The sequence below is a fragment of the Salinicola sp. NYA28a genome (assembly GCF_976982775.1).
Window position 1 is genome coordinate 2,050,394 of sequence record NZ_OZ334582.1, and the last position, 23,546, is coordinate 2,073,939.

19 protein-coding genes and 1 pseudogene are annotated in these 23,546 nt (G+C 58.2%); 7 read left to right on the plus strand and 13 right to left on the minus strand.

What is annotated here, in order from left to right; genetic code table 11:
• Nucleotides 1-88: 88 nt before the first annotated feature.
• Nucleotides 89-1,104, minus strand: a protein-coding gene (locus tag ACWHY3_RS09275; RefSeq protein WP_144408607.1) for an IS630 family transposase whose coding sequence is annotated in 2 segments (ribosomal slippage) — nt 89-715 and nt 718-1,104 — 1,014 coding nt in all. Because the reading frame shifts where the segments join, the coding sequence is not laid out codon by codon here.
• Nucleotides 1,105-1,697: 593 nt separating this feature from the next.
• Nucleotides 1,698-3,158 (minus strand): apolipoprotein N-acyltransferase, encoded by a 1,461-nt coding sequence (gene lnt / locus ACWHY3_RS09280; protein ID WP_071230019.1) that lies wholly within the window; start codon nt 3,156-3,158, stop codon nt 1,698-1,700.
• Nucleotides 3,159-3,435: 277 nt separating this feature from the next.
• On the opposite strand from lnt, the gene ACWHY3_RS09285 reads away from it, so the two are divergent.
• Nucleotides 3,436-5,976 (plus strand): heavy metal translocating P-type ATPase, encoded by a 2,541-nt coding sequence (locus tag ACWHY3_RS09285; protein WP_256961291.1) that lies wholly within the window; start codon nt 3,436-3,438, stop codon nt 5,974-5,976.
• Between the two features lie 521 nt (nt 5,977-6,497).
• On the opposite strand, the gene ACWHY3_RS09290 is transcribed toward ACWHY3_RS09285, so the two are convergent.
• Nucleotides 6,498-7,403: a cation diffusion facilitator family transporter gene (locus ACWHY3_RS09290; RefSeq protein WP_448128097.1), complete on the minus strand. Its 906-nt coding sequence runs from the start codon at nt 7,401-7,403 to the stop codon at nt 6,498-6,500.
• A gap of 132 nt (nt 7,404-7,535) precedes the next feature.
• On the opposite strand from ACWHY3_RS09290, the gene ACWHY3_RS09295 reads away from it, so the two are divergent.
• Nucleotides 7,536-8,789, plus strand: a complete 1,254-nt coding sequence (locus ACWHY3_RS09295; RefSeq protein WP_448128098.1) for an IS256 family transposase — start codon at nt 7,536-7,538, stop codon at nt 8,787-8,789.
• Between the two features lie 318 nt (nt 8,790-9,107).
• Here the strand turns inward: ACWHY3_RS09295 and ACWHY3_RS09300 are convergent, their stop codons facing one another.
• The 7 genes and pseudogenes from ACWHY3_RS09300 to cyoA form a co-directional block, all read right to left on the minus strand.
• Nucleotides 9,108-9,269, minus strand: coding sequence for a metal-sensing transcriptional repressor (locus tag ACWHY3_RS09300; protein ID WP_239496096.1), 162 nt, complete (start codon nt 9,267-9,269; stop codon nt 9,108-9,110).
• A 76-nt stretch (nt 9,270-9,345) separates the two neighbouring features.
• Nucleotides 9,346-9,492, minus strand: a pseudogene (locus ACWHY3_RS09305) (IS3 family transposase); the annotation flags it as partial.
• Between the two features lie 81 nt (nt 9,493-9,573).
• Nucleotides 9,574-10,467, minus strand: coding sequence for a heme o synthase (gene cyoE, locus ACWHY3_RS09310; RefSeq protein WP_110647711.1), 894 nt, complete (start codon nt 10,465-10,467; stop codon nt 9,574-9,576).
• A 7-nt stretch (nt 10,468-10,474) separates the two neighbouring features.
• On the minus strand, nt 10,475-10,804 hold the full coding sequence (cyoD, locus tag ACWHY3_RS09315; RefSeq protein ID WP_071231184.1) for a cytochrome o ubiquinol oxidase subunit IV: 330 nt from the start codon (nt 10,802-10,804) through the stop codon (nt 10,475-10,477).
• 1 nt (nt 10,805) lies between these two features.
• Nucleotides 10,806-11,423: a cytochrome o ubiquinol oxidase subunit III gene (cyoC, locus tag ACWHY3_RS09320; protein ID WP_332779279.1), complete on the minus strand. Its 618-nt coding sequence runs from the start codon at nt 11,421-11,423 to the stop codon at nt 10,806-10,808.
• A 2-nt stretch (nt 11,424-11,425) separates the two neighbouring features.
• Nucleotides 11,426-13,408 (minus strand): cytochrome o ubiquinol oxidase subunit I, encoded by a 1,983-nt coding sequence (gene cyoB / locus ACWHY3_RS09325; protein WP_448128099.1) that lies wholly within the window; start codon nt 13,406-13,408, stop codon nt 11,426-11,428.
• Between the two features lie 4 nt (nt 13,409-13,412).
• A complete protein-coding gene (gene cyoA / locus ACWHY3_RS09330) occupies nt 13,413-14,405 on the minus strand; it encodes a ubiquinol oxidase subunit II (RefSeq protein ID WP_306298813.1) in 993 nt (330 codons plus the stop codon).
• Nucleotides 14,406-14,879: 474 nt separating this feature from the next.
• Here cyoA and ACWHY3_RS09335 point away from each other — a divergent pair, with 474 nt between their 5' ends.
• From ACWHY3_RS09335 to yidD, 3 genes are read left to right on the plus strand one after another with little or no spacing between them, the layout of a single operon-like run.
• Complete coding sequence (locus ACWHY3_RS09335) at nt 14,880-15,323, plus strand: transcriptional repressor (protein ID WP_448128100.1); 444 nt, start codon at nt 14,880-14,882, stop codon at nt 15,321-15,323.
• 36 nt (nt 15,324-15,359) lie between these two features.
• Complete coding sequence (gene hisI, locus ACWHY3_RS09340; protein WP_087720342.1) at nt 15,360-15,803, plus strand: phosphoribosyl-AMP cyclohydrolase; 444 nt, start codon at nt 15,360-15,362, stop codon at nt 15,801-15,803.
• An 8-nt stretch (nt 15,804-15,811) separates the two neighbouring features.
• On the plus strand, nt 15,812-16,120 hold the full coding sequence (gene yidD, locus ACWHY3_RS09345) for a membrane protein insertion efficiency factor YidD (protein WP_442978336.1): 309 nt from the start codon (nt 15,812-15,814) through the stop codon (nt 16,118-16,120).
• On the opposite strand, the gene ACWHY3_RS09350 is transcribed toward yidD, so the two are convergent.
• Entirely contained in the window at nt 16,114-16,542 is a 429-nt protein-coding gene (locus tag ACWHY3_RS09350) for a SufE family protein (RefSeq protein ID WP_087720343.1), read from the minus strand. The two genes, yidD and ACWHY3_RS09350, sit on opposite strands and share 7 nt — an antisense overlap.
• 177 nt (nt 16,543-16,719) lie before the next feature.
• Between ACWHY3_RS09350 and ACWHY3_RS09355 the strand changes: the two genes are divergently transcribed.
• Nucleotides 16,720-17,691, plus strand: coding sequence for a DNA-binding protein (locus ACWHY3_RS09355; protein ID WP_448128101.1), 972 nt, complete (start codon nt 16,720-16,722; stop codon nt 17,689-17,691).
• 26 nt (nt 17,692-17,717) lie between these two features.
• Here ACWHY3_RS09355 and ACWHY3_RS09360 read toward each other — a convergent pair whose 3' ends face one another.
• Both ACWHY3_RS09360 and nfuA read right to left on the minus strand, forming a co-directional pair.
• Nucleotides 17,718-18,695, minus strand: a complete 978-nt coding sequence (locus ACWHY3_RS09360) for a TAXI family TRAP transporter solute-binding subunit (RefSeq protein WP_448128102.1) — start codon at nt 18,693-18,695, stop codon at nt 17,718-17,720.
• A gap of 266 nt (nt 18,696-18,961) precedes the next feature.
• Complete coding sequence (gene nfuA / locus ACWHY3_RS09365) at nt 18,962-19,549, minus strand: Fe-S biogenesis protein NfuA (protein WP_071231194.1); 588 nt, start codon at nt 19,547-19,549, stop codon at nt 18,962-18,964.
• A 197-nt stretch (nt 19,550-19,746) separates the two neighbouring features.
• On the opposite strand from nfuA, the gene metH reads away from it, so the two are divergent.
• Nucleotides 19,747-23,526 (plus strand): methionine synthase, encoded by a 3,780-nt coding sequence (gene metH, locus ACWHY3_RS09370; protein ID WP_303853315.1) that lies wholly within the window; start codon nt 19,747-19,749, stop codon nt 23,524-23,526.
• The last annotated feature ends 20 nt before the right edge of the window (nt 23,527-23,546 follow it).

Below are 23,546 nucleotides of genomic sequence, written 5' to 3' on the forward strand. Positions count from 1 at the left end.
ACGAGTCGGTAAGTCGAATCGCCATGTGCAGCGCCTGGCTATCCAGTTCGCTAGCGTCTTTAGTACTTTCCGGCTTGGTTGTAAGTGCCTATTCAAAATTAATCGCGTGATCAGTTCCGTAACCACCGAGTAAGCGGTGTACCTCTTCACGTAGACGTTCAAACGAGAGATAGGCACTCAAGGGCAGCCAGGTGTACTTCATCTGCCGCCACAGAATCTCTATCAGATTCAGCTCTGGTGAGTAGGCAGACAGATAGATCAGATGCACACGTTGCGACATCCACTCCACCCTCTTGCGCCTAAAGGCCTTGGAGCGATGCATGCTGGCATTGTCGAGCACCACAACAGCGAAGGTGTCTGGATCCTTCTGGATCACAAACTGGTCAAACGCTTCTATGACCGTTTCCGTGGTCACTGTCTCGGTTGTCGTGTGATAGACCAGTTTTCCGGCTCGGCTTAAGAATCCCAGCACGTTTAGCCTTCGGCTGCGGGAGTAGGCAGTGACTTCCCAGGGCTTGCCGATAGGGCTCCACGCATACGGCACCGACGACGCTTGTGAAAAACCTGATTCATCAAAGTAATAGAGCTCGTGCTCGCCTTGGTCCTCTTGCTCGTGAAGCGCTTTCATCAGGCCTTGCGTTTTGCGAAAGTCCGTTTCGTCACGCTGGGGCTTGAGTGAATGCCGAATGCGCTTGAAGCTATGACCATTTTTTTTTTCAACGCCCGGCGCAGTGTCACCGTGGCGACAGACTTGCCGGTCTCTTCTTGAAAGCGAGCCTGTAAGGCGCGAATCTGATGGGGATGCTCGGCTACCAACGCTTGCAGTCGCTTGTGATCGTGTTCATCGAGGGCGGGTGTTCGTCCACTACGCGGTTTGTCGATGAGACCATCAAAACCGGACACTTCCCATTGCTTGAACCATCGTGATACGGCATCGCGGCGAACCTGAAGTATCTCACTGATTTGGTTAATAGTATGGCCTTGGTCACTCAGTAGAATGGCATGCGCCCGACGACGGAGAGCGCGCTTCTCGCCATGGTGATAGGCGGAGGTCAGCGTCTGTTGTTCAGGTTCAGTGAGAGGGGCAACGAAGCGTTTTTCCATGGTTCTGTCCGTGTCAGAAATCCTGGCATGGATATTACACGAAAACTTTAGATCAGGTACTTAGGAACGCTGGGGTTTAATGGTGTAGCCGCACGAACAACGCTGTCTTGGACAGTTGTTTCAGAAACGCGAGTAGTTTCAACTTCGTCTGTTACCAATAGGAGGCTTTGCGGCGAGCCTGCCGTGGGCTTGGTAAGTCCGGTGGAAGCCTGAGCGGGGCCCGTATATTTGTAGTTGGTGCTGACTTTAACAGCTGTCATGGTGTCAGCTTGAGCTTGGAAGCGAGTAGATAACTCAATGCTTGGCGAACTAGCCTCGTTAAGGGGCGCATCATCTCCATTAGAAGCTTTTAACACAGAGAAGATTTCCTGCGCTCCTAGTAACGTGACTAGCGTAGCTATAGGTAAAATCAGTAATTTTCGGCTGCGAGGCAGGAAGCGAAGGATTCTTAGCATGAGAGCTTATGATAGACCAAGTGAAGTGAAATGGCGGCACTTTACCCCAAACAACACGATGTGTCTACCCTACAGGGCAAGCCTCTGCGCATAATGACATTTTGTAGTGGCTTGCCTAACTGTCGATAACGGTGTCTTTTAGCTATTTCGCCTGCGTACCCCGGATATAACCAGCGCTGCTGACAATAGCCAGGTTGGCCAGCTTCCGGTGCGTGTGAATGGCGTTTCTCCCCGCATGGCCCGGATTTCTCCGTTGAGGGTGGTCATCCTGAATTGAGTCGCGCGATCGATAATGCGACCTTGCGGGTCGATGATGGCCGTCACCCCATTGTTCGTTGCCCGCATAACATAGCGACCATTTTCAAGGGCGCGTAGCCGGGCCATTTGCAGATGCTGAAGCGGCCCGATGGAGTCACCGAACCAGGTGTCGTTGGACACCGTGAGCAACACCTCAGCGTTATCGGCGCGTTGTGCCACTAAGTCCGGGAAAATAATTTCGTAACAGATCGCCGTGCCGATGCGCAGTCCAGCGGCTCGGATCGGGCCTTGTTCGGAATTGCCTGCCGTGAAGTCTGACATCGGCAGATCAAAGAAAGCGATAATGCCACGTAGCTGTTTTTCCATCGGGATGTATTCACCGAACGGTACCAGATGCGACTTGCGGTACACATCCGTAACCTCGCCGGCACCGACTACGGCATTGTAATAGCGGCCCGAGTCGTCGCGCTGCACGATACCGGTGAGTAGTTCGGCTCCTGATGGCAAAGTAGCCTTAACCCGCTCCAACAGCGGCTCGGCTTGACGCTGATACATAGGAATCGCCGTTTCCGGCCAGATAACCAGATCTATGTCTTCAGCAATGTTGCGGGTCAATCGGGCATAGGTGCTGACTGCGTTACGCTGCCCCTCGTTTGTCCATTTGCTTAGCTGGGGTAGATTGCCCTGTAACAGGCTCACTTGTACGGGCTCCTTGCTGGGTATGGTCCACTGAGTAGGAAGCATCAAGGGGAACAGCCATAGAGCGGCGATCGTGCCCCCTGCCCACCAGCGTCGACGCAGGAACTCCACCCCCAGCGTGCCCGTCAGGGCGGTAACCAATGTCAACAGCAGCACCCCGCCAACCGGGGCCAATGGTGCTAAAGGAGAATCGACGTGCGCGCTCCCCAGCAATAGCCAAGGGAAACCGGTGAAAAGGTATGTCCGTAGCACTTCAATCAACACCCACGCGCCGGCGAAGGAGAGAAAGGCTAGACGCGAGCCAGTAAAGCGCCGATAGAACCAGAAGGGAATGGCATAGAAAAGCGCCAAGGTGGCGGCAAACAGGGCTGTAAGGAAAACCGATAGCGGCACCCCCGTGTAACCGTACTCATGGATCGACACGTAGACCCATGAGGTTCCCGTGGCGAACAGCGCGATGCCATAACACCAGCCTCGCAGGGCTGCCTGACCCGGTGTCAGGTCATCCAGGCCTGAGTAAATGAGGCCGACGGCGACCGGCCCCAGCCACCAAAGCTCGAAGGGAGAGAAGGTTAGCGTCGTTAGAGCCCCTGCGAAGACCGCTAACACGCATCCCATCCAGGGGCGACAGGAAAATCGCATGGGTTGCTCCTTAACGTGACGGGCCACTTTTATCAAAAACGCCTCGGAAAAACATTATGGCCATTCTCAAAAGTCATGCTTCTATTGGCCGTCGCAGTCGTTCGCAAGTCGTTTTCTACCCGCCTCGCATGCTTCACTACCAGTAAGACGATGCGGCTTGACTCTATAGCCACTAGAAGGTTTAGAGTTTGAGCAGAGAAATTGAACTAGGTAACTTTTCATGCCAGCTACACATACCGAAGCATCCGGTAACACATACCAGTGGACCGTTCAAGGCATGGACTGTCCAAGCTGCGCCGGCAAGATCCGTGGTGCGGTGGAACGCTTGAAAGGCGTTTCCGACGTTCAGGTTTCGGTGATGAAGGAGACGCTGAGGCTTGGGCTGGACACGCAACAAACCTCGATGGAGCGTGTCGCGAAGACCGTCGAGCGACTTGGCTATTCCGTCCAATTCATGCCTGATTCTGATACTGCCAGTCCAGAAAACTCATCCGAATGTCATTCACCTTGCTGTGACGGTAACGCTCAAGACAACGACGCGGAAACGGTGACGGTACCTGATCGGGCCGACGCCGAGAGCACGCTCAGCTGGAAGGTCGGCGGCATGGACTGCGCCAGTTGCGCGGCGAAAATTCGTGGCGGTGTAGAGAACCTGCCGGGAGTCTCCGACGTCAAAGTGTCGGTCATGAACGAGACGCTCACGCTGAAGCTCGACGAACAGCAAACCTCGCCGGACAGCGTCGAGAAATCGATCAAGCGGCTCGGTTACAGTGTAACGCCGCGCACCGCCATAACCGGTAATGGCTCCAATGGCGCCAGCTCCACAGCTGACGAAGGCGTCGCCGAGGCAGTGTCGGCCTCACCGAAACGCTGGTTTCTGCATGGCAAGGGCCGGCTGGTGGTCATGACCGGGGCTGTCCTGCTGGCCGCCGTGGCGGTGCGCCTGGTGGCCTCGGAGTCTCTGGCTTATTGGGGCTTCATCCTGGCGTGTCTGGTCGGGCTGGTTCCCGTAGCGAAACGTGCTTTTTCCGCTGCACGAGCGGGCATGCCATTCACGATAGAAATGCTGATGACCATCGCTGCCGGTGGCGCGCTGATCATCGGTGCCGCCGAGGAGGCGGCGCTGGTGGTCTTCCTGTTCGCCGTCGGCGAAGTGCTTGAAGGGGTGGCCGCGGATCGTGCCCGCTCGAGTATTCGCGCGCTGGGTGATCTAGTGCCCAAGAGCGCGCTGGTCGAAGACGCACAGAGGGCGACTCGCAAGGTCAATGCCGCGAATCTGAAGATTGGTCAGATCGTCGTCGCGCGACCCGGCGACCGGATTCCTGCCGATGGGCAGATCGTTGAAGGAACGTCTTCTATCGATGAATCGCCGGTGACCGGTGAATCGGTGCCCAAGAGCAAGACCCTCGACGAGTCGGTCTTCGCCGGGTCCATCAATAATGATGCCGTGCTGCGTATTCGCGTCACCAAGGCGCCCGAAGACAATGCTATCGCGCGGATCATCCGCTTGGTGGAAGAAGCACAGGAAGCCCGTGCGCCCACCGAGCGTTTCATTGATCGCTTCAGCCGTGTCTATATGCCCGCTGTGGTCGGTACCGCGCTACTCGTTGCGATCATTCCTCCGCTACTTTTCGGCGGCGCTTGGGGTGAATGGACTTATCGAGCCCTGGCGCTGCTGTTGATTGGCTGCCCGTGTGCGCTGGTAATTTCGGTACCGGCTTCGATCGCCTCGTCGCTGTCTACCGGGGCACGCCGCGGGCTATTGTTGAAGGGGGGCGCGGTGATCGAGTCCACCGCCAAGGCTAGCCTCGTGACCTTCGACAAGACCGGCACCCTGACCGCCGGGAAACCAGTCGTTACCGACGTGCAAGCGGCTGCCGATGACCACGATGAGGCTGATGTCGTTGCCTTAGCCGCCAGTGTCGAGGCCGGCTCCAGCCACCCGCTCGCCGAGGCGGTGTTGAATCATGCCGAATCGCGTCATATCGCGTTTTCTCAAGGGTCGGACGCACGCGTCATCGCCGGCCATGGTGTCGAGGCAAGCGTGGACGGTCATCGTAGCTATGTCGGTTCGCCACGCTACGCTGAAGACCAGGGCGTACTGACAGAGGCTCTGAAGACGCGGATCGCTGCGCTGGAGGAGCAGGGCAAGACGGCCGTCGTGGTGTTTAGGGACGGCGCGATCGTCGGACTGATTGCCATGCGTGACGAGCCGCGCACGGACGCCATCGACGGCATCAAGGATCTCCAGGCACTGGGCATCCGCTCGGTGATGCTGACCGGTGACAACCCCCGTACCGCGAAAGCGATTGCCGATCCGCTGGGCATCGAGTTCCAGGCAGGCTTGCTGCCTGACGACAAGGTCACGGCAATCAAGGGAATGGTCGCCAAGGACCGGGTGATCATGGTGGGCGACGGGATCAACGACGCGCCTGCACTCGCCACCGCCGACGTCGGCGTGGCCATGGGCTCGGGCACCGATGTCGCCCTGGAAACGGCCGATGGCGCCTTGCTGCGTAATCGCGTGACCGACATAGCGACTATGATTCGTCTGGCTCGCGCCACCATGAACAATATTCGCCAGAACATCACCATCGCGCTGGGCCTGAAGGCGGTATTCCTGTTGACGACCATGTTTGGTCTGACCGGGTTGTGGGTGGCTATCATGGCTGATACCGGCGCCACCGTACTAGTGACGCTGAATGCGCTGCGTCTGTTACGGTTCGAGAATCGACAGGGCCCGACACGCGGCGGTGGAGCCTCCGTCAATGTGCCGCCGGAAAGCTCGGGCCAGGCCGCTTCGCCGGCGAGTGCTTGAAGGCGAGTGCTAGAGCTAGACATCGACCAGGGAAGGTGATCATGGATAGCATTTGGATGGTGTTCGGCCTGGCATTGCTTCCCGCGTTGGGAAACTTCGGTGGCGGGCTGGTTGCGGAGGTCTCGCGGACGCGTGGCATGTCGCATACACAGAAATAACGGATTATTGACATTGAGGACGACGGCGTGGGTATGGAAGCGTCCGCATTGTCGCAACTTGGTCAGCAAGAGAAACGCCTCAATGAAAGCAGCACGGTTCATGCTGTCCTATTGGCAGAACGCCGAGAGTCACATGGTCATCGTAGCGAGAATGGATTCATAAACACTTCCAGCCAGGCATAGAGCCCATGACATCTCCACACCCCCGATCTTGGCGTGGATATGCCGCTGGTCTCGTCAACCGAAAGGTGTCCGCACGACGGCAGGAGCGGTTCAGAAGCAGGCAAGCCCCCTAGGGGGCTTGCTATTCTTTATTGACGCTGTTACATGCAGCCTAGACGGGGCTCTGCTGCCTGTGGTCTCCTAATTCACATCACCAGCCCCGCAATCAGGATCGGCATCACAAACGTGACGGATAGCGGCATCCTCGGGTTGTAAGGTGGTGTGCTCAATACCGAAGCGCCCCCGCAATATCGTTTGCAACTGCGGCAGTATCTCTTCCCATCGTCCCATCGCTTCCACATCAATATGCGCCGCTAGAGCTTGACTGTTTGATGATAGGCTCCAGATATGCATGTCATGGATAGCAAAAACGCCGTCGACCCGGACAAGGGCGCAGCCGACTTCATGTGCATCGATTCCTTCTGGCACGCCTTCCATCAACACTTGCGTCACCTCACGCAGTAGTCGAACGGCGGATACCAGAATCAATAGGCTGACGAAAAGAGACAGGATCGGGTCCGCAATGGGCGGCCCGCCCAGATAAATGACCGCCCCGGCAACCAGCGCAGCGACCGAGCCCAGCAAGTCTCCCATTACGTGCAGGAGCGCTCCGCGAACGTTTATAGTCTGCTCTCCACGCATCAGCGCCCAAGCCACTGCGATATTCACCAGCAAACCGAGCCCGCCGATCGCCAAAACCATGCCACCGGCAACAGCGGGGGTGTCTGCCATGCGGCGGATCGCCTCATAGGCGATAAATACAATCACTCCGAACATAAACAGCACGTTAAACAGGGCTCCGAGAATTTCGGCGCGCTTGAGTCCAAAGGAATGCTGACGCGATGCCGGCTTCTTGGCCAGCCAAGCGGCGAAGGCACCAATCCCTAACGACAATGAATCGGTAAGCATGTGGCCTGCGTCCGATAACAGGGCAAGCGAATCAGCTATCAGGCCGCCGAATACTTCGACAGCTGCAAAACCTGTAGTGAAGACCAGTCCAAACAACAAGGTCTTGCCGCCACTATGGCTATGATTGTGGTCTGACATTGATGCCTCCTTCGTATATTGGCCATCGAGATGAGCTATGGTGATTTCTGGTGTATGAGAGAAGGTAGGAAGGGTGGCGTATCCTGTTGATTGATCACGACCAAGATCTCAATCAACACGAGTGGATACGCCATGACCGATTCTACCCTCCGAGCCTTATCGCAGCCAGAACCCGAGGCCACCGACCCGTTGCATGAGTTGCTGCGCCAAGGGGCACGAGACCTGATCGCCAAGGCCGTGGAAGCCGAACTGGCCACTTTCCTGGCCCAGTATGCCGACACGACCCTGGCGGATGGTCGACAGGCGGTGGTACGCAACGGCCATTTGCCGGAGCGCACTGTGCAGACCGGCATCGGTGAGGTCACCGTCAAGGTCCCCAAGGTACGGGATCGGAGTGGCGGCCAGGCCTGCTTCAACAGTACCCTGTTGCCGCCCTATCTGAAGCGGGCCCGCAGCATCGAGGAGTTGATCCCCTGGCTTTATCTCAAGGGCATCTCCACTGGCGACTACCAGGAGGCCCTGTCGGCCCTGCTGGGTGACCAGGCGAAGGGCTTGTCGGCCAACACGGTTTCGCGATTGAAAGCCCACTGGCTCGACGAGCACAGGGCTTGGTGTCAGCGGGACCTGTCGGATCGCCGTTACGCCTACTGGTGGGCCGACGGTGTCTACAGCAATGTGCGAGTGGATGACCGTCTGTGCCTGCTGGTGGTCATTGGCGTTACCGAGCAAGGGCGAAAGGAACTGGTGGCCGTCGAGGATGGCTTTCGCGAGTCGGCGGCCAGTTGGGAGACCCTGTTGACGGGCCTGCGTGAACGCGGCCTGACTACGGCTCCCAAACTGGCGGTCGGCGACGGCGCCATGGGGTTCTGGGCGGCGTTGAACAAGGTCTACCCGGAAACCGACCATCAACGCTGCTGGGTTCACAAGACGGCTAACGTACTGAATAAGTTGCCGAAGTCTGTTCAGCCCAAGGTCAAGGCAGACCTGCATGACATCTGGATGGCCGAGACCCGCGACGAGGCACACAAGGCCTTCGATCGCACTCTGAAACGCTTCGAGGCCAAGTACCCCAAGGCGATGGCGTGCCTGGCCAAGGATCGGGAGTCGCTGCTGGCGTTCTACGACTACCCGGCAGAGCATTGGGTGCATATCCGCACCACTAACCCGATCGAGTCATCCTTCGCCACGGTCCGTCTGCGCAGCAAGCGGAGCCGGAACTGCGGCTCTCGGGCGACGACCCTGTCGATGGTATTCAAGTTGCTTCAGAGCGCCCAAAAACGCTGGAGACGTATCAAGCACTTCCAGAAGCTGGAACTGGTCGTCAGCAACGTCCGGTTCCAGGATGGGGAGCAGGTAACCGATCAATCAGACAGGAATGCGGCCTGACCGTCATCCACCAGATTTGACAATAACTCATCGAGATTCCCCGCGAGCCGCTCTCACTCTCTATCAGGCCATTGGGTCGATATGTTTTTCCGCGCTAATGAAAGGCAGTTTGCACCTGCCACATTACGATTGGATATATTCACAAAGGAAGCCGTGGCTCGCCACGGCTGTCGTCCCGTAGCAGAAGTCATCCTAGTCGCTGGTGATCGTCGTACCGGCGCCAGTGCCTTTGAGCCTTTTCTTCGAGCGGGTGGTGGTGGTCTTGCTTTTTTACTCTCATTCATTTTGAGTCTTCCGTGTGCCAGGCTTTTATCTGCCTTACTTGAGGTAGGACTTAATGACCTGTAGTACCGCGTCCAAGTCTTGTTGCCGCTGCGCCAGTTCGGGCTCCCTGACGACGTGATCAGTCAGGTGCCCCTCCATGACGGCGGCCATCAACCCATTCACCGCCCCGCGAATCGCGGCGATCTGTTGCAGCACTCATCGGCACGCTTTTGTGATCGATAGCCATCACACGAAATGGCCATCGTGAAATAACGAAGAGGCACAAGGAACGTCATGCATGCATGTAGGGGCGCTGCTGGTTGTAGCGCAGCATCAGGTAGAAGCCGATATCCCGTAAAGCCTAACGCACCGATAAGTAACCGGTCGCGGACATCCATTCGCTCTTGTAGCTTCGAAATAACCGCTCCATGGACAAATTGGCCCCGCTTGGAGCGGCGGCTTCTCACATTGTGGGCGGACTTAAACCAGGGGGAAGGTCAATCCGTCAATCTCGATCCGATCATCCTGATGCAAGCGACAGCAGCGATTCGGCTATCGGCATTCGGCTATCCAGTGACATCATGACACTCAATGCAGTTACCACCACGATCGAGATACCGAAGACCTTGCGAGCCCAGGCTTGATCATTGGTGGTTCGGAAGCCTCTGAGCGTAATACTGAGCCAGTAACCGCCCACGGCAACGGCAACGATGGCGTAGGCCCATCCGGTATAGCCGGCAACCGATAGCATGACCGAGGCGATCACGAACAGCACCGTGTAGATCACGATATGTCGCTTGGCCACCGCGATGCCGTGCTTCACCGGTAGAACGGGTATCGATGCCGAGGCGTAGTCGTCGAAGCGAAAGATGGCAATCGCATAGGAGTGCGGCATCTGCCACATGCTGAAAATGATCAGCAATAGCAGGGCACCCAGATCGAACGTGCCCGTCACCGCACAGTATCCGATCACCGGTGGCGATGCGCCGGATAAACTTCCGATCAGCGTGCTGTAGACCGAGTGACGCTTGAGATAGAGACTATAAGCGCCAACGTAGATAGCGAAACCAAATGCCGCGAATCCGGTAGCCAACGGCGTCGTCATCCACGCCAGCAGGCCAAAACCGACGATACCCAGCAAGCACCCGAACAGCAGGGCGATCGGAATCGAAATCTCGCCGGTCACCATGGCTCGAGACTGAGTGCGTGCCATATGGCCGTCGATATCGCGATCGATAATGTTATTGAAAACACAGCCGGACGCGACGACCAACGAGGTGCCCAGTACCACTGCCAGAAATAACCACGGTTCGAAACGGCCACCGGCGGCCAGGAAATAGCCGCCGATGACTGTGACGAGATTGCCGAAGATGATACCGGGCTTGGTCAACGAACTGTAAGCCTTGTATGTCACTTGGCTATCACATCAAATTCAGACGGAGGTGGTGCATGATCCATAGTGATCCCCCGACAATCAGTCCTATGATCACCGCCGTAAATACAAAAAATCCACCAGATTCACGACCCTGCTGAGTTCTAAATTCGAGATGCATGAAAAGAATTAACTGCACCAGGACCTGAACTACCGCCGTGACAATCACCGTAATGGCAGTTGCCAGGATACTGAATTTCCCCAGCATGACTACGCCAAAAGCCGCCAGCGTTAGCGCAATCGATAGAATCAATCCAACAGTATAAGATTTATGGCTACCGTGGCTGGTGCCATCGTGAGAAGTGTGACTATCGTTCATGTCACATCGCTCCTATCAGGTAGACGAAGGAGAAGACGCAGATCCAGACAATGTCCAGGAAATGCCAGAACAGGCTCAGGCACAGCATTCGGGGTTTGGTCACACTGTCCAGCCCGCGTTTGGATATCTGGAAGAACATGATCGCGATCCAGATCAGGCCAAAGGTCACGTGCAGACCATGGGTCCCCACCAGGGTGAAGAAGGCTGACAGGAAGGCGCTACGGTCCGGACCGTAGCCTTCGGCGATGAGGTTATGGAATTCGTACACCTCCATCGCGACGAAGCCAAAGCCCAGCAGGAACGTTACCGCCAACCACTTGAGGACGGCGCCGCGGTCGCCAGCATTCTGCGCCAAGACCGCCAGACCGAAGGTGAAACTACTGATCAACAGCAGGAACGTCCCGACCAGCACGAAAGGTAGCTCGAAGATCTCCTGCGAGGTCGGACCACCCGCAGTGGCGTTGGCCAGCACCCCAAAAGTGGCGAACAGCGTCCCGAAGATCACCAGATCGCTCATCAGGTAGATCCAGAACCCGAAGATCTTCATTGCGCCTGCGTCGTGGTGCTCATGCCCGTCGTGGGCATGAGCGTCATGTTGCTTGATTGTGTCGGTTGCCATGATTAAGCCTGCATCTCCAACCGTTTGTGGTATTCACGTTCGGTCTTTTCGACCTCCGCGGCGCTGACGTGGTAGTCGGTATCGTTATTGAAGATACGGAACATGAACGTCACGAACATGCCGATGGCCCCCAGACCCGCCAGCCACCAGATGTGCCAGATCAACGCAAAGCCGAACAACAAGGCAAACAGCGACAGGATCGGGCCTTCCGCCGTGTTCCTGGGCATGTGAATGTCCTCGAACTTGGTCGCCAGCTCGCGCTTGAAGCCACCCGGCTGCTGCTTCATCTCCCAGTAGCTATCGATGGACGCGACATCTGGCAGGTAAGCGAAGTTGTAGTTCGGGGGCGGAGAGGAGGTAGACCACTCCAGCGTACGCCCATCCCACGGATCGCCTGTCAGATCACGGTTCTTCTCGCGATCGCGAATACTGACGACAAGCTGGATCACGATGCAGGCAATGCCGCAGGCGATGATCACGGCGCCAAACCAGGCCACGATCATCAGCGGCTGCCACTCGGTCTGTTCGTAGGACTGCATCCGGCGCATGGCACCGAAGAAGCTCAGCGCATACAGCGGCATGAACGCGACGTAGAAGCCGATCAGCCAGCACCAGAAGGAGCGCTTGCCCCATTTTTCACTCAGCGTGAAGCCGAAGGCTTTCGGGAACCAGTACGTGAAGCCGGCCATCATCCCGAACACCACGCCGCCGATGATGACGTTATGGAAGTGAGCGATGACGAAGAGCGTGTTGTGTAGCACAAAGTTCGCCCCCGGCACGGCCAGCATGACACCGGTCATACCGCCCAGGGTAAAGGTGATGATGAAACCGATCGTCCAGAGTACCGGCGTCGTGAACTGGATGCGCCCGCGATACATGGTGAACAGCCAGTTGAAGATCTTCACGCCCGTGGGTATGGCGATGATCATCGTTGCAATGCCAAAGAAGGAATTTACATCAGCACCCGCGCCCATGGTGAAGAAGTGGTGCAGCCAGACGGTGAACGACAAAAATGCGATCACGACGGTGGCCCAGACCATGGTCTTGTAGCCGAACAGACGCTTCTTGGTAAAGGTCGCGATGACCTCGGAGAAGACACCGAACGCCGGCAAGATCAAGATGTAGACTTCCGGGTGGCCCCAGGCCCAGATGAGGTTGACGTACATCATCTGGCTGCCGCCCATATCATTGGTGAAGAAGTGCATGCCCAGATAGCGATCCAGAGTCAGCAGGGCAATGGTCACGGTCAGGATCGGGAACGACAAAATGATCAGCACGTTGGTGCAGAGCGCCGTCCAGGTGAAGATCGGCATGCGAAACAGGGACATGCCCTTGGTGCGCATTTTCAGGATGGTGACGAAGAAGTTGATCCCCGTCAGCGTGGTCCCGATCCCCGATATCTGCAATGCCCAGATCCAATAGTCGACCCCAACGCCTGGACTGTATTTCAACTCCGATAGCGGCGCGTAGGCCAGCCAGCCGGTCTTGGCGAACTCGCCGATAACCAGAGACATGTTCACCAGAATCACGCCCACCGCGAACAGCCAGAAACTCAGGTTGTTCATGAACGGGAAGGCCACGTCGCGAGCGCCGATCTGCAGCGGCACGACCAGATTCATCAAACCGATGACCATGGGCATGGCGACGAAGAAGATCATGATGACACCGTGGGCGGTGAAGATCTGATCGTAGTGTTCGGGAGGCAGATAGCCCTCGGCGCCACCGGCAGCAATGGCTTGCTGCGTTCGCATCATGATCGCATCGGCGAAGCCGCGGATGAGCATGACGAGGGCGACGAGGAAGTACATCACACCGATCTTCTTGTGATCGATGGACGTTACCCACTCGGTCCAGAGGTAGCCCCATTTGCGATAGTAGGTAATCAGACCGACGATCAGCGCACCGATGATCCCGATGGCCGCCGCGGTGACCATGATGATCGGTTCGTGAAATGGAATCGAATCTAAGCTGAGTTTTCCGAACATGACGTTACTCCGCTGCCTGCGCACTCATGGGCATTGAAGACTCCCGTGCTTCGTTTTGCTCGCCATGACTGTCGCTGCCGCCATGACTCGCTTTGTAACTATTGATCAGGTCGCCGTAGAAATCAGGCGAAACCTGAGAGAAATACTCCACCGGATGGGCAATGGAAGGCTCGGCGATCTGTTCATAGTCTTCCGGGAACATCATGGTGTTGGGTGACTGCTTGATCTTGTCGACCCATGCCTGGAAATCCGCATCCGACGTTACGTGTGTGTCGAACAGCATTTCCGAGAAGCCTTCGCCGCTGTACTGGGTCGAACGGCCACGGAAGGTGCCGATCTCGTTGCCTTCGAGATAGACATCGTTGTCCATACCGGCCATGGCGTAGATCTGGCTACCCAGCGTCGGAATCATGAACGAGTTCATGACGGTACCGGAGGTCACGCGGAAGTGAACCGGCGTATCCACCGGAATGGCCAGCTCATTGATGGTGGCAATGCCTTCGTCCGGATAGATGAACAGCCATTTCCAATCGAGCGAGATCGCATCGATCGTCATGGTTTCCTCTTCACTGGCAATCGGCTTGTGCGGATCGTAAGAGTGCGACGTCTGCCATGTCAGGATGGCAAGAAAGAAAATGATGACGCACGGAATGGCCCAAACGAAGACCTCGATGATGTTCGAGTGCTCCCAGTTTGGCGTGTACTTGGCCGCGAGATTGGTTCCGCGATATTTCCAAGCAAACAGAATAGTCATCACGATGACCGGAATGACCACGATCAGCATCAAACCGAAGGCCGTGATGATCAGCGATTTCAGACCCTGACCAATCTCGCCGGTCGGATCCATCAGCGCTGAGCCACAGCCACTCAACAATAATGGCGCGGTTAACCACGTCATCACACTCAAATACTTGAGGGAGTTCCTTTTTCTCATCTCACGACCCCAGTGGAGGAAAGCTTTTCGGCCCTGCAACAATCGGTTAGCGGCCTGCATCATACGCCGCTAGCCAGGGCTGACAACTCTGACACGACGCGCAATGGCGTACCGAAGCATCGGACGTCGCCAACGAAGTAGGGATTTCGCGGTCGGCATTGTACCGAAAAAATGACTTTTGATCAGACGCTGGCGGGAAACTCCGCGTCAGTGTGGCGATATGTCGCAGACTGACGCGGCCCATTTCTCGATGTCACATCAGCGTAGCGCAACCTCGGGGTAAACCGAGCAGTATTTCGAAATCCCGAGCGATAAACATATCGGCATGTATGATGGATGATTCGGATCATGGCATCTCCATGAGTTCGCATAATACATATTATGTTAAATGCACTATACGACCCTCATTCTTGCATACGCTGGTATGTCGGATTCCCACGAATGGTGATCGTCCCCGTCCGGGGGGTCCTTGTTCGGTGGTCCCTTCCAGCGCTAACCCGTAGAATGTGGCCCTCTCGATACTTACCGGGAAGTTCGATGCTCGATTCGGATGTGCTGCTCAGACAGGCAGATCAACAGTGTCAGGAACGCGGCGTACGCTTTACGCCGATCCGCCGTCGCGTACTGGAAATGATCTCCGGCACGCCGGGTGGTCTCAAGGCATACGATCTGCTGGATCGTCTGTCGGACGAACATGCCTCTGCAAGACCGCCGACGGTCTATCGGGCGCTGGATTTCCTGATCGAGCAAGGCCTGGTTCATCGCATCGAATCGCTCAATGCCTACATTGCCTGCCCGTGCCCCGAACATGTCCATCGATTCCAGCTGCTGATCTGTCGTCACTGCGGACGTGTCGAGGAACTCCATCAGGAAGCCGTCGGTGAAATGCTGGCATCCACGGCACGGGAACGCGGGTTCACGATCCAGCGCCAGACCATCGAGCTGCTCGGCGCCTGCGACGCCTGTCTCGACAAGGCCTGATCACGCAAAGCTCACCTTCAGCTCGACGGAACTCTCATGTCCGGTTTTTTCCACGATCTCGAACAATCGCCCACCCATACCCAGGTGCCGCTATCCGACTTGCTGTCGGCGGCCAAGTGGAATGACGACGGATTGATACCTGCCATTGCCCAGCAGCATGATAGCGGCGAAGTGTTGATGATGGCCTGGATGAATCGCGCCTCACTGGAAGAGACGCTGTCGACGGGCCGAGTCTGCTACTGGTCTCGCTCGAGACAGGCTTTCTGGCGCAAAGGCGAAACCTCGGGTCAGCAGCAGCATCTCGTCGAGGCGCGATTCGACTGCGACGGAGACACCCTGCTTCTCAAGGTCGACCAATCCGGCCCCGCTTGCCACAGCGGCCGCCGTAGCTGCTTCTACCTCCGGCTCACGCCGACGGCTGGGGAAATCGACAGCGAGCCGTTGATATCGAAGGAAGAACTCTACGGCGGAAAGCGCTGAGGCGTGACGTGATCGCCAAGCTCGCGACCTGGCTGATGACCGCCGTCATTCAGGGCTATCGCTACGGCATCAGCCCCCTGCTCGGCCCGCGCTGCCGATTCTGGCCGACCTGTTCCAGCTATGCGCTGGAAGCCATTCGCCTTCATGGCCCCTGGCGTGGAGGCTGGCTGACCTTGCGACGCCTGTCGAAATGCCATCCCTTCCACGCCGGCGGCGTCGATCCGGTGCCGGAACCTCAGCGGAAATCCTGCCACTGCCGGCCGGACAACGGCGCTGGCGACGACAAGCGAGACGGTAACGAACCGGGCGGTCAGTGAATCTGTTGGTGGGCCTGGGCTTCACGAGCGATGGCGTAGATCCGCTCGATCATGGCATGCAGGCCGTTACTGCGCGTCGGAGACAGGTGCTTGTCCAGGCCCAACTCGGTGAGGAACTGGGGCTCGCCCTCGAGAATTTCCTGCGGTTCGCGATCATCGTAGACGCGCATCAGAATGGCGATCAACCCGCTGACGATGGCCGCATCCGATGTGGCCAGAAAATGCAGTCGCCCCGCTTCTTGCGTGGATCGCAGCCATACATTCGACTGACACCCTTCGATCTTGTAGGCCGCCACCTTGTCCGACTCGGGATAGTCAGGCAGCTGGCGTCCCATGTCGATGATGTACTGATAACGATCCATCCAGTTATCGAACATCGAGAATTCGTCCAGCAGCTCGGCCTGGGCCTGTCCAATACTCATGACGCCTCCTATATTTGAATATCTTCATTATAGGGCCTGAGCGAACGTATCCCCATAGAGGAGATGATCTGATATGACACGGAAATTTTTACGTATACACTTTACGTAAAGCATCTATGCTGTATCCCGAGAGTTCTCAGAAGCTCCAGGATCATTCGCAACACAAGGGAATTCGACATGGCACGAAATGGAATTCGTTACGATGACGTCTGCCACGCCATCGACACGTTGCAGAAACGTGGCGAGGCGGCCAGCGTTCAGAAGATACGTGAGCTTCTCGGCACGGGCAGCTACACCACGATCAGCGACCATCTTCGCGAATGGCGATTGCGCCAGAATGGCGATTCGGTGCAATCCATCCCGCGCACCCTCGAGCGCCCGGAAGGCCTGGATAGCTGGGTGGCCGATATCTGGGACAAGGCACAACAGGCAGCTTACGAAAAACTCGCCGTCTATCGTCAGGAAGCCGACGAGCAGATCCGCGAGGCCGATGAGATCAGTCATCAGGCGCAACGCCAGAGCGAGAATGCCGAGCAGCGGCTGCAGGCACTCAACGACCACATGCTCCGCGTTCAGGAACGGCTCGAGACCAAGACGACGGAAGCCGCTCATCTCCAGGCCGAACTCCAGTCACTGCAATCCGCTCAAAGCCAACAGCAGAAGCGCATCCTGCAACTCGAACAGGCCTGCCAGCGCCACCAGTCCAGTCTAGAGCAGGCCGAAAGGCAGCACCGCGACGCGATGGCCAAGCAGCATCAGGCCTATCAGGCCAAGCTCGCGCAGGAAGAGAAGCGCCACGAGTCCGCCGAAACGCGTCTCATGGGGTTGCTGGAAGAGGCCCGTCAGGAGCGCTTGAAACAGGAAAGACAGTACGAGCAGCGCCTGACCTCGCTGGATCAGCGCTGCGAACGCTTGCAGCAGGATCTCTCCGAACAGCGCCGGCAGTATGGTCAGCTTCAGGAATCGCTGCGTGCAGACAAGGTGCACATGGAACAGACCGAGAGTGAAAAGCGGGTCAGCGATGACCGGGTCAAATCCATGCAGCAGGAACGCCAGCGACTGGAAAGCGAGCTCAAGAATCTACGGGCAGCCAACCGGGAGCTTCATGAACGTCTGTCTCGTGCTGCCCTGCCCCCAACGGCCAGTTGAAGCCTGCCGAAGCCTGCCACCTCGAGTCATTCGCTGCCGGGTGGCAGCAACCCGACCTCTTCGTAGTAGCGTCTCGCGCCTGCATGCAGTGGTACGGTCAACCCTTCGTGAACCATGGCGGACGGGGTCAATGTCGCCAGCGAAGGGTGTGACCGGCGAAACGCATCCAGGTGCTCGAATACCGCCTTGACCAGTTGGTAGACGCTTTCCTCGTCGACATCCTTGCGCGACAGTAACGTTGCCCGAACACCGAAGGTCACGGTGTCGTCGGGATTATTGGCATAGGTGCCACCGGGGATCACGGTGAGGCCGTAGTACGGCATCTGCTCGATCAGCGCATCCACCTCAGGACCCGCCACATTGACCAGATGGGCTCCGCAGCCCCGAGTCGCCTCGTCGATCGCCTGCGAGGGATGGCCCACCACATACAGGAACGCATCCAGTTTCCCGCTGCACATGACTCGGCTCATGTCCGTAGGCTTCAGCTCGCTGGCCAGCGCAAAGATGCCTTCCGTCTCCCCCTTCATTTCCAGCAACAAGTTGAGCGTGGCGCGCTGACCGGAACCCGGGTTGCCGACATTGACCCGCTTGCCTGCAAGATCATCGAAATTGCGGATCTCGGGCGGTGTGGCAACCACGGTAAATGCCTCGGCATGCAGCGAGAAAAGCGCTCTTACATCCTTGCTGGGTCCGCTATCGTAGAACTGCTCGGTGCCGTGGAAGAGCGCATACTGAATATCCGACTGGACGATGCCGAAGTCCAGCTCGCCGTTGCGAATGGCGCTGGCGTTGTAGAGAGAGCCGCCGGTCGTCAACGCCTGGCACGCCGATCCCGTGGCCTGTTGGTAAAGCTCGCACATGGCCTGCCCTACCGGTAAATAGACGCCAGCGCTTCCGCCGGTACCGATCACGATCGGAGCATCCGCCCAGACAGGCAGGCTCCCCAAGGCCAGGAGACAAGCCAGATAACCGCGGCAAAGCCGCTTTCCACGTGTGGAACGCATTTACTGATCTCCGCTACCAGCACTTGTCGAATCGTTCAATCCTGCTTTCGACAACTATCGGCCGTAGGCGGAGAAGCTGAAATTCGACACGGATTCGCAACGAGACAATAACCACGCAAATGCGGGGAGCCTTCACTGAAGCCCCCCCGCAAAAAATGATCAACGGTTCGAGTTTTCGTCACCGGGTTTACCGCCCGAGATGCGACCTGGCGCTATCTCGGGCGCGAACCGCAGCTGTGGCGATTACTCAGCAGCTGTGGCATTACTCAATAGTAGGCATTGGTCGTATCGGTGTGATCGGTCACGTCGCGAATGCCTGCCAGTTCCGGGATACGCTCCATCAGGGTCTTTTCCACCCCTTCCTTGAGCGTCAGATCCACTGCCGCGCAGCCCTGGCAGCCGCCACCGAACTGCAGTACGGCGATTTGCTCCTCGGTCAGTTGAATCAGACGAATCTCGCCGCCGTGAGACGCCAGGCCCGGGTTGATTTCGCTGTAGAGGATGTAGTTGACGCGATCCTCGAGCGGGCTGTCGGCGTTGACCTTCGGCATCTTGGCGTTGGGCGCCTTGATGGTTAGCTGACCACCCATACGGTCTGGATTGAAGTCGACGACGGCCTCTTCCAGGAACGGCACGCTATTCTTGTCGAGATAGACGCTGAATTTCTCCAGCTCGAGCCGCTCGTCGCTCGGCTCTTCTTCTCCGGGGCGGCAGTAGGCAAGACAGGTCTCGGCGTACGGCGTACCGGGCTGCGTGATGAAGACACGTACGGCGATATCGTCGACGTTCTGCTTGGCCAGCAATTCGGCCAGATATTCCTGGCCGCTTTCGGTGATCTGAATCGGTTGGCTCATGAGACTGCGAACTCTGCTTGAGATGTACCGTTATGGTAGGAAAAAGCGGCCACCAAAACAATCCCGAGTGATTTAGTCAGGCTTGTGGCCGGATCGCCGTTAAAGTCCCGCCACATGCCCCTTTCTGATACCATGCGGCCCCCTGGCGTCTCGGACGGGACGCAAATCGTTTCCCTCGCTGTTGGAGAGTTGCCATCATGCCTGCCATTGACACCGCTGCTTCGCCCGATCCGTTGAGCCAGGCACTGAGACAGACGCTAGGCGAGCGCATCGTGATCCTCGATGGCGGCATGGGCACGATGCTGCAGGATTATCGCCTCGAGGAAGCGGACTTCCGTGGCAAGCGCTTTGCCGACTGGCCCAGCGAGCTCAAGGGCAACAACGACCTGCTCACGCTGACGCGCCCGGATATCGTCGAATCGATCCATCGAGCCTACCTCGAAGCCGGGGCGGACATCGTCGAGACGAACACGTTCAACAGCACGCGGCTCTCGCAGTCGGATTACGGCATGGAGTCGCTGACGGCCGAGCTCAACCGCGAGGCTGCCCGCCTGGCACGCGAAGTCTGCGATGCGGTCGCCGCGGAAACCGGCATCCCGCGCTATGTCGCCGGCGTGCTGGGCCCGACCTCACGCACCGCATCGCTGTCGCCGGACGTCAATGACCCCGCCAAGCGCAACGTGACATTCGACCAACTGCGCGACAACTACACCGAAGCCGCCACGGCCCTGATCGAAGGCGGCGCCGATCTGATCCTGATCGAGACGATCTTCGACACGCTCAATGCCAAGGCCGCGATCTACGCACTGGAAGCGCTGTTCGAAGCCCGCGGCGAGCGGCTGCCGGTGATGATCTCCGGCACCATCACCGATGCCTCCGGGCGCACGCTCTCCGGCCAGACCACCGAGGCGTTCTGGAACGCCGTGCGTCATGCCCAGCCGCTGTCGATCGGCTTGAACTGTGCGCTTGGTGCCGAAGAGCTTCGGCCCTATCTCGAGGAGCTTTCCAACAAGGCCGATACCTTCGTCTCCGCTCACCCCAACGCGGGACTTCCCAACGAGTTCGGCGAGTACGACCAGAGCGCCGAGGAGATGGCAGCGATCGTCGGCGAGTTTGCCCGGAGCGGCCTGATCAATGTCATCGGCGGCTGCTGCGGCACCACACCGGAACACATCGCCGCGGTCAAGCGCGCCGTCGACGGCGTTGCGCCCCGCCCCATTCCCGAGCGGCCTGCCGCCTGCCGTCTCTCCGGCCTCGAGCCGTTCAACATCGAAGCGGATTCGCTGTTCGTCAACGTTGGCGAACGCACCAACGTGACCGGCTCCGCGCGCTTCAAGCGCCTGATCCAGGAAGAAGACTACACCACCGCCTTGGAAGTGGCGCTGGAGCAGGTCGAGAACGGCGCCCAGGTCATCGACATCAACATGGACGAGGGCATGCTGGAGTCCGAGGAAGCGATGGTGCGTTTCCTCAACCTGATCGCTGGCGAGCCCGATATCGCCCGCGTTCCGATCATGGTCGACTCCTCCAAATGGGAGATCATCGAAGCCGGCCTCAAGTGCATACAGGGCAAGGCGATCGTCAACTCGATTTCGCTGAAGGAAGGCGAAGCGTCGTTTCGTCATCAGGCCAACGAGTGCCGCCGTCACGGTGCCGCCGTCGTGGTGATGGCGTTCGACGAGGAAGGCCAGGCCGACACCTTCGCACGCAAGACCGAAATCTGTGAGCGTGCCTACCGACTGCTGGTCGACGATATCGGCTTCCCCGCCGAAGACATCATCTTCGATCCCAATATCTTCGCCATCGCCACCGGGATCGAGGAGCACAACAACTACGCCGTGGACTTCATCGAGGCGACCCAGTGGATTCACCGGAATCTGCCCCATGCGATGATCTCCGGCGGCGTTTCCAACGTCTCGTTCTCGTTCCGCGGTAACAACCCGGTGCGCGAAGCGATTCATTCGGTATTTCTCTATCACGCCATCAAGGCCGGCATGTCGATGGGGATCGTCAACGCCGGCCAGCTGGCAGTCTATGACGACCTCCCGGCCGAGCTGCGTGAAGCCGTGGAAGATGTCGTGCTCAATCGTCGCGACGACGGCACCGAACGGCTGCTCGACATTGCCGAGCGCTATCGTCAAAACGGAGGCGGCGATGGCGGCGGCGCGCAGAAGAAGGAAGACCTCGAGTGGCGTAGCTGGGAAGTCGACAAGCGTATCGAACACGCGCTGGTCAAGGGCATCACCGCCTATATCGAAGCCGACACGGAAGAAGCCCGGTTAGCTGCCGAACGCCCGATCGAGGTGATCGAAGGCCCGCTGATGGATGGCATGAACGTGGTCGGCGACCTGTTCGGTGCCGGCAAGATGTTCCTGCCTCAGGTGGTCAAGTCGGCCCGCGTGATGAAGCAGGCCGTCGCTTATCTCATCCCGTATATCGAAGCGGAAAAATCCGGCGAGGTGCAGTCCAAGGGCAAGATCGTCATGGCGACGGTCAAGGGCGACGTTCACGACATCGGCAAGAACATCGTCGGTGTGGTACTGCAGTGCAACAACTACGACGTGATCGACCTCGGCGTCATGGTACCCGCCGACAAGATCCTCAAGACCGCGCGCGAGGAAAATGCCGACATTATCGGCCTTTCCGGCCTGATTACCCCCTCGCTCGACGAGATGGTTCACGTCGCCAAGGAGATGAAACGACAGGGCTTCGAGCTGCCGCTGCTGATCGGCGGCGCGACGACCTCGAAAGCCCATACCGCGGTCAAGATCGCGCCCCAGTACGACGAGCCGGTGATCTACGTCAGTGACGCCTCCCGCGCCGTGGGTGTTGCCAGCCGCCTGCTCTCGCCGACGCAAAAGCCGGATTATTTTGCCGAGATCCGGCAGGAGTACCAGCAGGTTCGCGAGCGCAACGCCAAGCGCCGTCCCAAGGCCGCCGATCTCGACTACGCCGCGGCCAGGGAGCAACGGCTCAAGATCGACTGGGACCAGTTCGAGCCGGTCAAGCCGATCCAGCCCGGGCTCACCGTGTTCGACGACTACGATCTCGAAGAGCTGGTCGAGTTCATCGACTGGACGCCCTTCTTCATGACCTGGCAACTCTCGGGCAAGTACCCGCGCATCCTCGACGACAAGGTGGTCGGCGAGGCCGCACGCAATCTGTTCCGCGATGCCCAGGCCATGCTGCGCAAGCTGATCGACGAGCGACACATTCAGGCGCGTGGCGTGATCGGCCTCTGGCCGGCCAACAGCATCGATGACGATGTCATCGAAGTCTACGCGGATGAAAGTCGCGAAACCGTGATCGAACGGCTCCATCATATTCGCCAGCAGAGTACCAAGGGTCGGGATGGTATCTGCCACAGCCTGGCCGACTTCATCGCCCCGCGCTATCTGGATGGCGGCAAGCCCAGCGACAAGCTCGACTGGATCGGCGGGTTTGCGGTCACGACCGGGCACGGTGCCGACGAACTGGCCAAGCGCTTCGAGGCCGCGGGAGACGATTACAACGCCATTCTGGTCCAGGCACTGGCCGACCGACTGGCGGAGGCGTTCGCCGAGCGGCTCCACGAGCGCGTACGCAAGGAGTTTTGGGGATACGTGCCGGAGGAAAGCCTGGACAACGACGCCCTGATCGCCGAGAAATATCAGGGCATCCGCCCCGCTCCCGGTTACCCGGCCTGCCCCGACCACACCGAGAAGGCCACGCTGTTCCGCCTGCTCGAGGCCACCGATAACACCGGCATCACCCTGACCGACAGCTATGCCATGTGGCCGGCCGCGGCGGTGTCCGGCTGGTATTTCGCCCATCCGGCGTCGAAGTATTTCTCCACCGGCAAGATCGGCCGAGATCAGGTCGAGTCACTGGCACGACGCAAGGCGATGCCGATGGCGGAACTGGAACGTTGGCTATCGCCTGTGCTCTCCTATGATCCTGACGATTATAGAGACGCACGCTCGGCACAAGCATCCTGACCGCCGTGTTATGACGATAA

Excerpts from the sequence above, each read along its gene's own strand:
- lnt (WP_071230019.1), bottom strand. The coding sequence starts at position 3,158 with ATGCGATTTTCCTGTCGCCCCTGGATGGGATGCGTGTTAGCGGTCTTC.
- ACWHY3_RS09285 (WP_256961291.1), top strand. The coding sequence starts at position 3,436 with ATGGACTGTCCAAGCTGCGCCGGCAAGATCCGTGGTGCGGTGGAACGC.
- ACWHY3_RS09290 (WP_448128097.1), bottom strand. The coding sequence starts at position 7,403 with ATGTCAGACCACAATCATAGCCATAGTGGCGGCAAGACCTTGTTGTTT.
- ACWHY3_RS09295 (WP_448128098.1), top strand. The coding sequence starts at position 7,536 with ATGACCGATTCTACCCTCCGAGCCTTATCGCAGCCAGAACCCGAGGCC.
- cyoD (WP_071231184.1), bottom strand. The coding sequence starts at position 10,804 with ATGAACGATAGTCACACTTCTCACGATGGCACCAGCCACGGTAGCCAT.
- cyoC (WP_332779279.1), bottom strand. The coding sequence starts at position 11,423 with ATGGCAACCGACACAATCAAGCAACATGACGCTCATGCCCACGACGGG.
- cyoB (WP_448128099.1), bottom strand. The coding sequence starts at position 13,408 with ATGTTCGGAAAACTCAGCTTAGATTCGATTCCATTTCACGAACCGATC.
- cyoA (WP_306298813.1), bottom strand. The coding sequence starts at position 14,405 with ATGATGCAGGCCGCTAACCGATTGTTGCAGGGCCGAAAAGCTTTCCTC.
- ACWHY3_RS09335 (WP_448128100.1), top strand. The coding sequence starts at position 14,880 with ATGCTCGATTCGGATGTGCTGCTCAGACAGGCAGATCAACAGTGTCAG.
- hisI (WP_087720342.1), top strand. The coding sequence starts at position 15,360 with ATGTCCGGTTTTTTCCACGATCTCGAACAATCGCCCACCCATACCCAG.
- ACWHY3_RS09350 (WP_087720343.1), bottom strand. The coding sequence starts at position 16,542 with ATGAGTATTGGACAGGCCCAGGCCGAGCTGCTGGACGAATTCTCGATG.
- ACWHY3_RS09355 (WP_448128101.1), top strand. The coding sequence starts at position 16,720 with ATGGCACGAAATGGAATTCGTTACGATGACGTCTGCCACGCCATCGAC.
- ACWHY3_RS09360 (WP_448128102.1), bottom strand. The coding sequence starts at position 18,695 with ATGCGTTCCACACGTGGAAAGCGGCTTTGCCGCGGTTATCTGGCTTGT.
- nfuA (WP_071231194.1), bottom strand. The coding sequence starts at position 19,549 with ATGAGCCAACCGATTCAGATCACCGAAAGCGGCCAGGAATATCTGGCC.
- metH (WP_303853315.1), top strand. The coding sequence starts at position 19,747 with ATGCCTGCCATTGACACCGCTGCTTCGCCCGATCCGTTGAGCCAGGCA.